Here is a 13,668-nt window from a genome sequence, read left to right on the forward strand (position 1 = left end):
TGGCCCACGCTCTCGTGTTTGAGCATCCACGATTCAGTACCTCGATTAGTTCAGATGCATCGACAGCTCGTTCGCATTGCACGCGTACAACCGCTGCCATGCCCCGGCTTGACTGGGGCATCCAGTACGCCGTGGCCCATCCGCGAAGCCACAACCGTCTCTGGAATACTGGGTCGCCCGGTCGAGGCCGGGCGATGACACCGACAATGTGGCGCGCGCTTTCGCTCGAGGGGTCGAACTCCCCGCCCTCACACACTCAATGTGTCTTGCTCTCGTGCCACTTCTCCAGATCGGGCTTCGCCTCGCCCGACCTCTGTTCCTTCTCCGGATTGCCCTTCCATGGCTTGTCCGTCTGTGCATGCGATCCCCAGTCGTTTTGCTGCCGGGGATCGTCCGTGGGCTTTTCCTTGCTCATCGGAAACTCCTGCTCGATAGCGCGACGGGTGCTCTAGACAATCGGCATGCCGTAATAGGCGTTCAGCGCACGAACCTTGGCGTCGTCGCTCCAGTTCCACTCGGCCGCCTCGCCATAATGCGGGGCGTTGCGCAGTTCATTGGCGGTGATGCCGGTAACGTAGCCGCCGAGGTCGGTATCGTATTTCAGTGACTGCCAGGGCAGTGGATAGTGATCGTGGCCGAGCCCGAGGAACCCGCCGAAGCCGAGCACGGCGTAGGACACCCTGCCGCTCCTCTTGTCGATCATGACGCGCTCGATCGAACCGATCTTGTTGTGGTCGACGCCATAGACCGAAGTCCCCTCGACCTTGTCGCTACCGATCAGCGTGCCTGTTTCGCTTTGATCCATCATGGTGAGATCTCCGTTGAGACTCGCTCTTGCTGATCAACCAAGCCGCGAAACGATCGTTCCGGCGCTCTCGCCACGTGTTCCCCGCCGGGCCTGGAACAACGCTGAAAAACAGCAGTTTTCCAGGTAGAATTCGAGGCACCGCGCGCCAAGTGCTCGAATCCATCCTGCCTGGCAAGGAGTGAGACATGAGCGATTTTCGCGACATCCAGCATGGCATCAACGATCCCGTCGGCGGCGTCGACGTGAAACGGCGGATCAACAACAACGAGACCCCGCATGAGCGGGCGCAGCGCTACGCCGACGTCCGCGCGATGCCGAGCGCCCAAGAGAACGAACCGTTCCTGCCCGAACGGCTGCGGCGGCCGCCGACCAGGCCGCTCAACCCGCGCACCGGCCGCAATCCGACCGACTAGTCGCAGACACGGAACTTCCCTCGTGCCTTGGCTTTACAAGATCGACACGGTGCACCCTCGCCGACCGAACAACGATGGCACTCGTTACAGTCAAGCCGACCCGGATCGATATCGCGATCGCCGATGAAATCGCCGCTCATGCCAACCCGGGCATGGAAGAAACCGCGGAGGCCCTCACTTGGGGCGCCGACGAGCACGTGCTGCTGGCGCTCGCCGCCGCCGGCTGGCTCTACGCCTGGACGCGACGTCCAGCAGCGCGACCGGTTGCCAACCACGTGCTTGCGGTGTCGCTCGTGACGGCAGTGCTGCCGCATATTCTGAAATCGTTCTTCGATCAGACCAGGCCGGATAGGCTCACCGTCCGCGGCCATCGGCACGGCATTCCGATATCGGGGCGATCGCACGACGCCTTTCCATCCGGACATGCCGTTCACATGGGTGCGCTTGCCTCCGCAGCCGGCCTGTTGCCGCGCGGTCCGCGCCGCGCCTTTCGCGCCGTTGCCATCGGACTGTCGCTGACGCGCATCGTACTGCTGGCGCATTGGGCGAGCGACGTCGTGGCCGGCTTTGCGCTCGGCGCCGCGGTCGAGCGGCTGTTGAGACCGCGCGCGCTCGTGAAGCGCAATGCGCGGGTACGGCCGTGACCGAGCACATCCTACGCTTCATCGCGGGCGGCCTGATCGTGTCCGCCTTCGCGATCCTGAGCGACATGCTGCGGCCGAAGAGCTTTGCTGGCCTGTTCGGCGCCGCGCCCGCGGTCGCACTGGCGACGCTCGGCATTGCCGTCGCCCAGCATGGCGCGACTTACGCCGCTGCCGAAAGCTGGACGATGATCTATGGCTCCGTTGCGCTCGCCTGCTACAGCTTCGTCGTGTGCCAACTACTGATGCGTTGGCGCATGGCGGCGCTGTCCGCAACGATCGTCTCCTTCGCGGCCTGGCTCGCTGTCGCGTTCGGCCTGCTGGCGAGCTTCGGAGGATCCACGTGATGCCCGTCAAGCTGTCACTGTCGTCTCTGAAGCAGACGCATTGGTGCGAATATCTCATCCGTTTCGTGCTCGGTGGTGCCGCGACTGTTCTGGCCGGTCTCATCGGCAAGCAATTCGGCACGTCCGTTGGCGGCCTGTTCCTCGCACTTCCCGCAATCTTCTGTGCCAGCGCCACGCTGATCGATCGCCACGAACGCCGCAAGAAGGAGAGGGTTGCACTGAACGGCGGGAGGCGCGGCCCGCAGGCTGCCGCGCTCGATGCCGCAGGCGCGGGATTGGGAAGCATCGGCCTCGCCGCCTTCGCAGCCGTATTCTACCTCACGATCCCGGCAAGCGTCGCAGTAGGCTTTGCAGTTGCACTGGTCGCGTGGGGAACCGTCGCCGTGTCGATGTGGTGGCTGCGTCGCAAGCTGCGCGTCGTGCGCCATCAGAGGCAGCACGACCACGCATCGGCCAACCGGCTAGCGTCGTGGCAACAGAAACTCGTGCATCTCGGCGGCGGCCTGAAGCTGCTCGAGACGCGCCACAAGCAGCTCGCGCTGCCGCCCATCCTGCAGTTTTGCACCCTGCAATTTTGCGAGCTCGTCTTCTAGCCGAAGTCGGTGCTCTTCAAGCCGTTGCTCGAACGTGTGGGGATCAGAACGTTTCCGTTTCCGCATCGCGACCTCGTGGGGGTTGCAGGCCCGGGCTATTGGCCCAGCGATCGAGTTGCTCAATCACCCTCCGATGACTCGGCCGGCGCGGCTCCGGCGCCTCGGGCTCTTCGGACAGTTTGCGCGGCAATCTGACCTGATCGGGCATCGTGTCTCTCCAGTTCTTGGAGCGATATTGAGCTTCAGTATGAACCTCTGCAGTTGCCCCGCAATTACATAAGTTATTGATTTTCCGTGATATTTTCACTCATTTGGTGACATTTGAGGAGCTTGCGGAACCCGCACCGAGTTGGTTCGTTGAGTAAACTACTCACCTTGCCAACTTTGAGTGGCTGAACATGAACGATCTTCGCGCCGAGCGACTGCAGGTCATGCTCTCGCCTGAAGAACTGAGTGCAGTCGACGATTTCCGCTTCCGCCACCGCATGCCGACACGCGCCGCCGCGGTGCGCGAACTTCTCAAGCTTGGTCTCGCCCGTGCCGGCATCGATGGGCTGGCGGGCGTCAAGTCGAGCGACTATGGCGTGTTCGGTCGCGGCCCCGAGGGCCACACGCCGGGCGCAGCCGACGGCGACGCCGAGGATTGAACGCAATTGGGAGAGCACAACAGCAAACGACCCCGGCACGGGGGTGCCAGGGCCGTCCTTGGAGATTGCTTCCGGCCCACCGGGGTATGAAGCCGCAAGCAATCCACTTACGCGTCCGAGATGGATTCGTTCCTCTGAATCTCAACCGGTCGGGGGCGTGCCGGAATCATCTGGCGTCATGCCCGAGCCCGGAGTCTTGTCCTGATCATTCAGCTCGGGATCGCGCGTTGCTTCCTTCGACGGCGAGCCCTTCGCACCGGATTTGTGCACGGTCTGCGCGCGCTGCTTGTCGCGTGGCTGCTCCTCGGCGCGCTTGTCGCGAACGATGCCATGGTTGGAATACGTCATGGTTGCACTTCCCGCTTTTCGTCTGTCTTCAAGACGCTTACGCGCCACAACCGCAATGGTTCCGGATCAGCGGGGAATCCGGAAGGTCAAGCGCGCCTAGCTGCGCGCATGCTGCGCGACCGACGGCGACGAATGCGCCAAATGGACTTGCCGCAGCGTCGTTACCGTCGCGAAGGTGGCGGAAATACCAAACGCCATGATGAGGACGAACAGAGCCAGACGGGGAGCCATTGCAATCCTCCTGCTGAAAGGAACAAACGCGGTTTGTTGCGACCTTTCATCGGATCATCGTCAGTTGGTCGCGCATTGTCCGTGAGCGGTCTCACACGAGGGCTCACGAACGCGAGAGCGGCTATGATGTCTGCTTCTTTTGCGGCACGCGTTGGGCGACGGGCGGGATTTCGCCGTCGAGCCAGTCCTGTTCCTCGGCCAGCGCCGACCAGGCTTCCGCCATCCGCTGGTAGCGTTTGAAGGCGGGTTGCCCTTCGGCCCGCTCGGCGAGATGCAGGCAGTTCTCGGCGTTTTCCCTGAAGATATCAGATTGCTTCATGTCAAAGAGTTGGGAAGCCACGGTGCTGCGCGCAACCGCCCTTACCGGATCGTAATGTCGCGGGAACTTCGGCGTAAGCCCGCCATTGACGATCCATGCGCATCATCGTCGCCACCGTCCTGTTGCTCATGAGCACCGCTGTACTCGCCGACAACAGCGGCGAGCGAACATGGGCCGGGCACGATTCCGTGCGCACGCCGACGGCAACCGATGTCATCAGCGGTCTTTATGCGTTCGGGCGATTCCAGCAAGGCCTGCTCGAGAGCGCCGACCTTAGGGGCAATCAGGAGATCAAGACCCTCGCGATCTCGCGGGCCGACGACGCAGCCAAGCGCGACAAGGCGCTGAAGCGAATCCAGCAAGCGATCGGCGCCGAGCCCGACGTTCGCAAAACCTCGACCGCGGACGCCGCACTCACCGGTCCCGACGACTCCGAAGGGCCGGCCTATGTCAGGCAATTCTACGCGGCGCAGGTCGCCGAATATGAAGAGACCATCGCCCTGCTCGAGCGCTATCTGCGAGCACCCGACAATGACGCGCTCAGCGCCTTCGCGCGCGAGCAGTTGCCTATCCTGCGATCGCAGCTCCGCGACGCCGCGCGCACGATGGCCGACAAGTAGGCACTCACCGTTCGGGATGATGCTGCTCGCTCTCCGGCTTCACGATACGATTGCTCTCGGGCATCTTGTCCCTGCCCCGGTCGCCATTGTCGTCCCGGCCGCCCGAGGTAGATGTGCCGCTGCCGCTCCGGCTTGGCCGCGTCGCAGCCCCCGTCGTCGGCGCGGAGCCGGGCGTGGCCGAGCTCGCCGCCGGATCACCGGTGACGGCCCCACGGCCGCTCGGTGCACCGTTCTGCGCATAGGCCCCGCCGGCGATCAGCAAGGTGGCAGCGATGGCTACGGTTACTATTCTCATAATGGCTCCTTCTCTTCGCGGGCTAACCGGAGGTCGCGCGCTCCGTTCCGAACGACCCGTCACCGCCGTTCCGCATCTGGAACGGTCCTCGCAAGGCAAAGAAAAAATTCCTGAATCGGATGGAACCCTGTTCCCGCCGCTGCGTTGTTTCGGCCGGGCTGAGCGAGGCAGGTTCCAATTTTTCATGCTCCAATGGTGCGGCTTGATTTGGAATTTCGCTGACGTTCTATTTCCAAGACTGCGTACTAGCTTTGGATTCGGATACGCACTTGCGGGGGGAATGACATGAGCGATCTCGATCCCGGACCGGTTTCGCAATCTGGTCGCCGCGTCCCCAAACGAAAAGTGAATGGCACTCCGGAAGCCGACTCCCGGCAGGAGTTGCTACTTGCATTGCAAGCCATGCGCAGCGGCGATTTCTCCGTGCGCATGAGCGGCGACTATCTCGGCATCGACGGCAAGATCGCCGACACCTTCAACGAGATCATCGCCGCCAACCAGCGCATGGCACAGCAGCTCGAGCTGGTCGGCCAGGTGGTGGGTCGCGAGGGCAAGACCCGCCAGCGCGTGAAGTTCGGGCTTGCGAGCGGCTCGTGGGCGGACATGGAAGGCTCGGTCAACACGTTGATCGACGATCTCCTGTGGCCGACGCGTGAGGTGACGCGCGCGGTCGCGGCGGTGGCGCAAGGCGACCTGCTGCAAACTGTCAAGCTCGACGTCGACGGCCGCCCCTTGCGCGGCGAATTCCTGCAATCGGCGACCATCGTCAACACCATGATCAAGCAGCTCGGCGTGTTCACCTCCGAGGTGACGCGCGTGGCTCGCGAGGTCGGCACCGAAGGCAAACTCGGCGGCCAGGCCCAGGTGCCGGAAGTGACCGGCGTCTGGAAGGATTTGACCGAGAGTGTCAACTCGATGGCGAACAACCTGACAAACCAGGTGCGCAACCTCGCAGAGGTGACGATCGCGGTGGCCAATGGCGACCTCTCCAAGAAGATCACGGTCGACGTCCGCGGCGAGATCTTGCAGCTCAAGGAAGCCATCAACACGATGGTGGACCAGCTTCGTTCCTTCGCCTCGGAAGTGACGCGCGTGGCGCGCGAGGTCGGCACCGACGGCAAGCTCGGCGGCCAGGCCATCGTGCCCGGCGTCGCCGGCACCTGGAAGGACCTGACCGACTCCGTCAACGCGATGTGCGGCAACCTGACCGCACAGGTGCGCAACATCGCCCACGTGACGACGGCGGTGGCGCGCGGCGACCTGTCCCGCAAGATCACCGTGGACGTGCGCGGCGAAATTCTGGAGCTGAAGGACACCATCAACACCATGGTGGACCAGCTCAACTCCTTTGCATCCGAAGTGACGCGCGTCGCGCGTGAGGTCGGCACCGAAGGCAAGCTCGGCGGCCAGGCCCAGGTGCCTGGTGTGGCCGGCACCTGGAAGGACCTCACCGACAACGTCAACTTCATGGCCTCGAACCTGACGGCGCAGGTCCGCAACATCGCCGACGTCGCGACCGCGATCGCGAGCGGCGACCTCTCCAAGAAGATCACGGTGAACGTGTCGGGCGAGATCCTTCAGCTCAAGGAAACGCTCAACACCATGGTCGACCAGCTCAACGCGTTCGCCGGCGAAGTGACGCGCGTGGCGCGCGAAGTCGGTACCGAAGGCCGGCTCGGCGGCCAGGCCAACGTGCTGGGCGTCGCCGGCACCTGGAAGGACCTGACGGAGAGCGTCAACTCGATGGCGTCGAACCTCACCGCCCAGGTCCGCAATATCGCCGAGGTGACGACGGCGGTCGCGAACGGCGACTTGTCGAAGAAGATCACCGTGGATGTGCGCGGCGAAATCCTGGAGCTGAAGGACACCATCAATACCATGGTGGACCAGCTCAACGCGTTCGCCGGCGAAGTGACGCGCGTGGCGCGCGAGGTCGGCACCGAAGGCAAGCTCGGCGGTCAGGCTCAGGTGCGTGGCGTCGCCGGCACCTGGAAGGACTTGACAGACTCGGTCAACTCGATGGCCTCGAACCTGACCGGCCAAGTCCGCAACATCGCCGAGGTCGCGACCGCTGTGGCCAAGGGCGACCTGTCGAAGAAGATCACCGTGAACGTGTCGGGCGAGATCCTTCAGCTCAAGGAAACGCTCAACACCATGGTCGACCAGCTCAACGCCTTCGCCGGTGAAGTCACGCGCGTCGCGCGTGAGGTCGGCACCGAAGGCAAGCTCGGCGGCCAGGCTAACGTGCTCGGCGTCGCCGGCACCTGGAAGGACCTCACCGAGAGCGTGAACTCGATGGCGGGCAACCTCACCGCCCAGGTGCGCAACATCGCCGAGGTGGCGACTGCCATCGCAGGCGGCGACCTCTCGCGCAAGATCACCGTCGACGTGCGCGGCGAGATCCTTCAGCTCAAGGACACGCTGAACACGATGGTCGACCAGCTCAACCGCTTCGCGGGCGAGGTGACGCGCGTGGCGCGCGAGGTTGGCACCGAAGGCCGTCTCGGCGGCCAGGCCAACGTGCCCGGCGTCGCCGGAACCTGGAAGGACCTCACCGATAGCGTGAACTCGATGGCGGGCAACCTCACCGCCCAAGTCCGCAACATCGCCGAAGTGACGACTGCCGTGGCGCGCGGCGACTTGTCCCGCAAAATCACCGTCGACGTGCGCGGCGAAATCCTCGAGCTGAAGAACACCATCAACACCATGGTGGACCAGCTCAATGCCTTCGCATCGGAAGTGACGCGTGTCGCGCGCGAGGTCGGCACCGAAGGCAAGCTCGGCGGCCAGGCGCAAGTGCCTGAAGTTGCCGGCACCTGGAAGGACCTCACCGACAACGTCAACTTCATGGCGTCCAACCTGACCGCGCAGGTCCGCAACATCGCCGAGGTGGCGACTGCGATCGCGGGCGGTGACCTTTCGAAGAAGATCACGGTCGACGTCCGCGGCGAGATCCTGCTGCTGAAGGACACGCTGAACACGATGGTCGAGCAGCTCCGCTCCTTCGCTGCCGAAGTGACGCGCGTGGCGCGCGAAGTCGGGACCGAGGGGCGGCTCGGCGGTCAGGCCGTGGTGCCCGGCGTCGGCGGCACCTGGAAGGACCTCACCGACAATGTCAACTTGCTCGCCGCAAACCTCACCACGCAGGTGCGCAACATCGCCGAGGTCACGACTGCCGTGGCGCGCGGCGACCTGTCCCGCAAGATCACCGTCGACGTGAAGGGCGAGATCCTCGAGCTGAAGAACACCATCAACACCATGGTGGACCAGCTCAACGCCTTCGCCGGCGAGGTCACGCGCGTGGCGCGTGAGGTCGGCACCGAAGGCAAGCTCGGCGGCCAGGCCCAGGTGCCCGGCGTCGCCGGCACCTGGAAGGACCTCACCGACACCGTGAACTTCATGGCGGCGAACCTCACCGAGCAGGTGCGCGGCATCGTCAAGGTCGTGACCGCGGTCGCCAACGGCGACCTCAAGCAGAACCTCACCGTGAAGTCGAAGGGCGAAGTCGCCGCTCTCGGCGACACCATCAACAACATGACCGAGACGCTCGCGACCTTCGCCGACCAGGTGACGTCGGTGGCGCGCGAGGTCGGGGTCGAGGGACGCCTTGGCGGCCAGGCCAACGTGCCGGGCGCCGCCGGCACCTGGAAGGACCTCACCGGCAACGTCAACCTGCTGGCAGCGAACCTCACCTCGCAGGTGCGCGCCATCGCGGAGGTCGCAACTGCCGTGACCAAGGGCGACCTGACCCGGTCGATTCAGGTCGATGCCCGCGGCGAGGTCGCGGAGCTGAAAGACAACATCAACACCATGATCACCAACCTGCGTCTCACCACGGACGTGAACACCGAGCAGGATTGGCTGAAGACGAACCTCGCCAAATTCACCAACATGCTCCAGGGCCAGCGCGACCTCACCACCGTCGGCCGTCTCCTGCTCTCCGAGCTGTCGCCGCTGGTGAACGCCCATACCGGCGTGATCTACCAGATCGAGAACGAGGACAGCCCGCAGCTCCGCCTGCTTGCCTCCTATGCCGGCGACGGTGCCTATCCCTATCCGCAGGTGCTGCAATTCGGTGACGGTCTCGCCGGGCAATGTGCCCTCGACAAGCGCCCGCGCGTGGTTGCGGACATCCCGACCGACGTGGTGCCGATCAACTCGGCGCTGTTGCGCGCGGTGCCGAAGAACCTGGTGGTACTGCCGGTGCTGTTCGAGAGCCAGGTCAAGGCGGTCATCGAGCTCGCCTCGCTCGCCTCATTCACGACCTCGCAAATGACGTTCCTGGAGCAGCTCACGGACTCCATCGGCATCGTGCTCAACTCGATCGAGGCGACGATGCAGACCGAAGGCCTGCTCAAGCAGTCGCAGCAGCTCGCCGGCGAGCTCCAGGCCCAGCAGCGCGAGTTGCGGCAGACCAACGATCAGCTCGAGCAGAAGGCGCAGCAGCTCGCCGAACGCAACGTGGAAGTCGAGCGCAAGAACCAGGAGATCGAACAGGCCCGCCGCGCGCTGGAGGAAAAAGCGACCGAGCTCGCGCTGACCTCGAAGTACAAGTCCGAATTCCTCGCCAATATGAGCCACGAACTGCGCACGCCGCTGAACTCGATCCTGATCCTCGGCCAGCAGCTCACCGACAATCCGGATGGCAACCTCTCGGCCAAGCAAGTCGAGTTCGCCCGCACGATCCACGGTGCCGGCACTGATCTGTTGAACCTGATCAGCGACATTCTCGATCTTTCCAAGATCGAGTCCGGCACGGTGACCGTCGACGCGGAGGAGATCTTGACCGCGAACCTGCTGGAGACCGTCGGACGTCCGTTCCGGCACGAGGCGGAGAACCGTAACCTGTCCTTCAACGTCGAAGTCGATCCGAACCTCGCCCGCAGCATCGTCACCGACTCCAAGCGGCTGCAACAGGTGCTGAAGAACCTGTTGTCGAATGCCTTCAAGTTCACGGCCGAAGGCGGCGTACGACTGAAGGTCGCCTGCGCGCTAGGCGGCTGGACGCCGGATCATCCCGTGCTCAACGCTGCGCCGGCAGTGATCGCGTTCGAGGTCACCGATACGGGCATCGGCATTCCCCTGGAGAAGCAGAAGCTGATCTTCGAGGCCTTCCAGCAGGCCGACGCCGGCACCAGCCGCAAATATGGCGGCACCGGCCTTGGGCTCGCCATCAGCCGCGAGCTCGCAAGCCTGCTCGGCGGCGAGATCCACCTGCGCAGCGCGACCGGCAAGGGTTCCACCTTCACGCTGTACCTGCCGCTCAAATATTCAGGACCGACACTCGCGCCACGGACCGCGCCCGCGGCCAACCAGCCGCCCGCGCTCCAGGTGCAGGCAACTGCGCCCGAGCGCGTCATCGAGCAACTGCCCGACGACCGGCTCAATCTCGAACCGGGGGATACCATTCTGCTGATCGTCGAGGACGATCCGCATTACGCTCGCGTGCTGGTCGATCTCGCCCGCGACAAGGGTTTCAAGGTGCTGGTCGCGGCACGCGGCGCTGAAGCCCTGGAGCTCGCCAAGCAATATCAACCGACGGCGGTGTCGCTCGACGTCTTTCTGCCGGACATGCTGGGCTGGACGGTGCTAAGCCAGCTCAAACACAATCCGCTGACCCGCCACATCCCCGTTCAGATCATCACGCTGGACGAGGATCGCCAGCACGCGCTCGCCCGCGGCGCTTTCTCCTTCATCAACAAGCCGACCACGACCGAGGGCGTCTCCGCCGCGCTGACCCAGATCAAGGAATATGCAAGGCCGCGGCGCAAGCGGCTCCTCATCGTCGAGGACAACGAGGCGGAGCAGCTCTCGATCCGCGAGCTGCTGCATCATGACGACATCGAGATCGTGGCGACCGAAACCGGTGCCGGCGCGCTCTCGACGCTGCGCGACGCTCCTTACGACTGCGTGGTGCTGGACCTGCGTCTGCCGGACATGAGCGGCTTCGAGGTGCTGGACCAGATCCGCAGCGACGAGGCACTGTCGAACATTCCGGTCGTGGTCTTCACCGGTCGAGAACTATCGGCCGAAGAGGATGCCGAGCTCCACACCATGGCGCGCAGCATCGTGGTCAAGGGCGTGGAGTCGCCCGAACGCCTGCTCGACGAGACCGCCCTGTTCCTGCACCGGGTGATCACCGAGCTGCCGACCGAAAAGCAGCGCATGCTGGAGAAGCTGAACAGTTCCGACGAGGACCTGATCGGCAAGACCGCGCTGCTCGTCGACGACGATGCCCGCAACATCTTCGCGCTGTCGAGCGTGCTGGAACGGCGCGGCATGAAGGTGCTGACCGCCACCACCGGCCGCGAGGCAGTGGCGCTCGTGCAGTCCAATCCGGATATCGCGATCGTGCTGATGGACATCATGATGCCGCAGATGGATGGCTATCAGACCATCGGCGTGATCCGGGAGAACCCGGCCTTTTTGCGCCTGCCGATCATCGCGCTGACTGCGAAAGCGATGAAGGGCGACCGGGAGAAATGTCTGGAAGCGGGCGCTTCCGACTATCTCGCCAAACCCGTCAACACCGATCAATTGCTGCTTGCGATCCGCATGTGGCTGCATCGCTGAGTGGGATCCGAGTATGGACCACGAAAAGGTCAACATTCTCCTTGTCGACGACCAGCCGGCCAAGCTGCTCGCCTATGAGGTGATCCTGAAGGACCTCGGCGAGAACCTCGTGATCGCCTCGTCCGGTCGCGAGGCACTGGAGATTTTGCTGAAGAGCGAGATCGCGGTGATCCTGGTCGACGTCTGCATGCCCGAGCTCGACGGCTTCGAGCTCGCGGCGATGATCCGCGAGCATCCGCGTTTCCAGAAGATCGCGATGATCTTCATCTCGGCAATCCAGGTGTCCGACATCGATCGCCTGCGCGGCTACGAGATGGGCGCGGTCGACTACGTTCCGGTGCCGGTGGTGCCGGAGGTGCTGCGCGCCAAGATCAAGGTATTCGCCGAGCTCTATCGCAAGACGCGCGAGCTCGAGCGGCTGAACCAGGAGCTGGAGGATCGCGTTCGCGCACGCACCGCCGAGCTCGAAAGCTCCACCGCCAAGCTGCTCGAGAGCGAGCAGCGGCGCAGCATGGCGATCGCCGCCGGCAAGATGGGATCCTGGGACTGGGACTGGATCAACGGCGACTGGATGTGGGACGAAGGCCAGTATCGCATCTTCGGCGTCAGCCCGGAGACCTTCGACGTCACCTCGGCCAACGTGCAGGCGCTGCTGCACCCCGACGATGTCGATCAATTCCGCAAGGCGATTGCCGAATTCAACACGGGCGCGCGCGCCTATGAAGCCGAATTCCGCATTCAGCGGCCGGATGGTGAGGTGCGCTGGTGTGTCGGAACGGCGGCGGCAACGCTGGACGGAAACGGTCGCGTGGTGCGGGTGAGCGGCGTCACGGTCGACATCACCGAGCGCAAGCGCGCCGAGGAGCGGCAGAACCTGCTCGCCCGCGAAGTCGATCACCGCGCCAAGAACGCCCTGGCACTCGCGCAATCAATCGTCCGGCTGACCCGCGCCGACGACGTCAAGACCTACGTCAATGCCGTCGAAGGACGCATCAATGCGCTGGCACGCGTGCACACCATTCTGTCGCTGTCGAGCTGGCAAGGCGCCGAGATCAACAAGCTGATCGAGGAGGAGCTCGCCCCCTATTCGCTCGGCGGCCAGATCCGTCTATCGGGTCCCGAAGTGCAGCTCGTACCTGCTACCGCGCAAACGCTGGCGCTGGCGCTGCACGAGCTGTTCACCAATTCGGCCAAACACGGTGCGCTGTCGACGCGGTCGGGGAGGCTTGCGATCGGCTGGGAGGTGAATGGCGAGATGCTCGCGCTGACCTGGGAGGAATCCGGGGGGCCGCTGGTCAGGCAGCCGAAGGCGCGCGGCTTCGGCACCAAGAGCTTGCTCGCGAGCGTAGAGTCCCAGCTCGGCGGACGGGCGCAATTCGATTGGCGCGCCGAGGGTCTGCTGTGCCGCCTCGAAGTGCCCCTGACGCGAAAGGCGACACTGCCGGCGGCCGAAAATTTCGACGCTGCGATCGCCGGCGAATTGCAGCGCGCCTCAGGCTAGCGGCGGGCGCGCACCCTTACCGCCTGCATCTGCAACGGCGCATCCGCGATGCGCCCCTCGAGCCAGGCTTCGCTCCGTTCCAGATCGCGCAAGGCCATCGCATAGCTTCGCGCTGCGCGCTGCTCCGCGCCACGCGGCAGCGTGCGCGCCTTGCGCAACATTTCCGCCGCCGCGTTGCGATAGGCAAGCGAGCGGTACAGAAAGATCACCTTTCCCATGATCGAGCTTTCCTTGTCGTTGCTTCAGTCTCGATCCTCTCAGACCTCGCATGAACGCCAGCTGAAGATCGCGCACTCTGAATATTTGTTCAGGAAGATGCGGTGTTCGAGGAA

The 13,668-nt window shown here is 64.1% G+C and carries 14 protein-coding genes and 1 pseudogene; 8 read left to right on the forward strand and 7 right to left on the reverse strand.

All coding sequences use genetic code 11. The features are described 5' to 3' along the window. Positions 1-256: 256 nt before the first annotated feature. Together Q2941_RS16145 and Q2941_RS16150 are read right to left on the reverse strand one after the other, a co-directional pair. Positions 257-415: a hypothetical protein gene (locus Q2941_RS16145; RefSeq protein WP_198031797.1), complete on the reverse strand. Its 159-nt coding sequence runs from the start codon at positions 413-415 to the stop codon at positions 257-259. A gap of 33 nt (positions 416-448) precedes the next feature. Further along, positions 449-808, reverse strand: a complete 360-nt coding sequence (locus tag Q2941_RS16150) for a PRC-barrel domain-containing protein (RefSeq protein ID WP_254107433.1) — start codon at positions 806-808, stop codon at positions 449-451. Positions 809-993: 185 nt separating this feature from the next. On the opposite strand from Q2941_RS16150, the gene Q2941_RS16155 reads away from it, so the two are divergent. From Q2941_RS16155 to Q2941_RS16175, 5 genes and pseudogenes are all read left to right on the forward strand, one after another. Beyond that, the gene (locus Q2941_RS16155) at positions 994-1,221 is read left to right on the forward strand and encodes a hypothetical protein (RefSeq protein ID WP_027524368.1); all 228 of its coding nucleotides are present in this window, start codon (positions 994-996) and stop codon (positions 1,219-1,221) included. 74 nt (positions 1,222-1,295) lie between these two features. Next, a complete protein-coding gene (locus tag Q2941_RS16160; protein WP_458193081.1) occupies positions 1,296-1,865 on the forward strand; it encodes a phosphatase PAP2 family protein in 570 nt (189 codons plus the stop codon). Further along, a complete protein-coding gene (locus Q2941_RS16165; RefSeq protein WP_254107435.1) occupies positions 1,862-2,209 on the forward strand; it encodes a DUF3147 family protein in 348 nt (115 codons plus the stop codon). The genes Q2941_RS16160 and Q2941_RS16165 overlap by 4 nt, the downstream gene beginning before the upstream one ends. After that, positions 2,209-2,667, forward strand: a pseudogene (locus tag Q2941_RS16170) (DUF3147 family protein); the annotation flags it as partial. The gene Q2941_RS16165 and the pseudogene Q2941_RS16170, both read left to right, overlap by 1 nt. Before the next feature lie 533 nt (positions 2,668-3,200). After that, the gene (locus tag Q2941_RS16175; RefSeq protein ID WP_027524365.1) at positions 3,201-3,449 is read left to right on the forward strand and encodes a hypothetical protein; all 249 of its coding nucleotides are present in this window, start codon (positions 3,201-3,203) and stop codon (positions 3,447-3,449) included. Between the two features lie 141 nt (positions 3,450-3,590). Here the strand turns inward: Q2941_RS16175 and Q2941_RS16180 are convergent, their stop codons facing one another. From Q2941_RS16180 to Q2941_RS16190, 3 genes are all read right to left on the reverse strand, one after another. Then, complete coding sequence (locus tag Q2941_RS16180; RefSeq protein WP_027524364.1) at positions 3,591-3,797, reverse strand: hypothetical protein; 207 nt, start codon at positions 3,795-3,797, stop codon at positions 3,591-3,593. A 96-nt stretch (positions 3,798-3,893) separates the two neighbouring features. Further along, positions 3,894-4,028 carry a hypothetical protein gene (locus tag Q2941_RS16185; protein ID WP_458193082.1) on the reverse strand — a complete coding sequence of 45 codons (135 nt, stop codon included), beginning with the start codon at positions 4,026-4,028 and terminating at the stop codon, positions 3,894-3,896. Positions 4,029-4,149: 121 nt separating this feature from the next. Further along, positions 4,150-4,347 carry a hypothetical protein gene (locus Q2941_RS16190; RefSeq protein ID WP_027524363.1) on the reverse strand — a complete coding sequence of 66 codons (198 nt, stop codon included), beginning with the start codon at positions 4,345-4,347 and terminating at the stop codon, positions 4,150-4,152. Between the two features lie 95 nt (positions 4,348-4,442). Here Q2941_RS16190 and Q2941_RS16195 point away from each other — a divergent pair, with 95 nt between their 5' ends. Then, positions 4,443-4,967 (forward strand): DUF4142 domain-containing protein, encoded by a 525-nt coding sequence (locus Q2941_RS16195; RefSeq protein ID WP_254107437.1) that lies wholly within the window; start codon positions 4,443-4,445, stop codon positions 4,965-4,967. 4 nt (positions 4,968-4,971) lie between these two features. Here Q2941_RS16195 and Q2941_RS16200 read toward each other — a convergent pair whose 3' ends face one another. Continuing rightward, positions 4,972-5,262: a hypothetical protein gene (locus Q2941_RS16200; RefSeq protein ID WP_027524361.1), complete on the reverse strand. Its 291-nt coding sequence runs from the start codon at positions 5,260-5,262 to the stop codon at positions 4,972-4,974. A 285-nt stretch (positions 5,263-5,547) separates the two neighbouring features. Here Q2941_RS16200 and Q2941_RS16205 point away from each other — a divergent pair, with 285 nt between their 5' ends. Both Q2941_RS16205 and Q2941_RS16210 read left to right on the forward strand, forming a co-directional pair. Further along, positions 5,548-11,835 (forward strand): HAMP domain-containing protein, encoded by a 6,288-nt coding sequence (locus Q2941_RS16205; RefSeq protein ID WP_458193083.1) that lies wholly within the window; start codon positions 5,548-5,550, stop codon positions 11,833-11,835. A 13-nt stretch (positions 11,836-11,848) separates the two neighbouring features. Continuing rightward, entirely contained in the window at positions 11,849-13,336 is a 1,488-nt protein-coding gene (locus Q2941_RS16210) for an HWE histidine kinase domain-containing protein (protein WP_458193084.1), read from the forward strand. Here the strand turns inward: Q2941_RS16210 and Q2941_RS16215 are convergent. Continuing rightward, positions 13,333-13,554 carry a hypothetical protein gene (locus Q2941_RS16215; protein WP_254107440.1) on the reverse strand — a complete coding sequence of 74 codons (222 nt, stop codon included), beginning with the start codon at positions 13,552-13,554 and terminating at the stop codon, positions 13,333-13,335. The genes Q2941_RS16210 and Q2941_RS16215 overlap by 4 nt on opposite strands. Between the last annotated feature and the right edge of the window lie 114 nt (positions 13,555-13,668).

The sequence above is a fragment of the Bradyrhizobium sp. UFLA05-153 genome, from assembly GCF_054185185.1.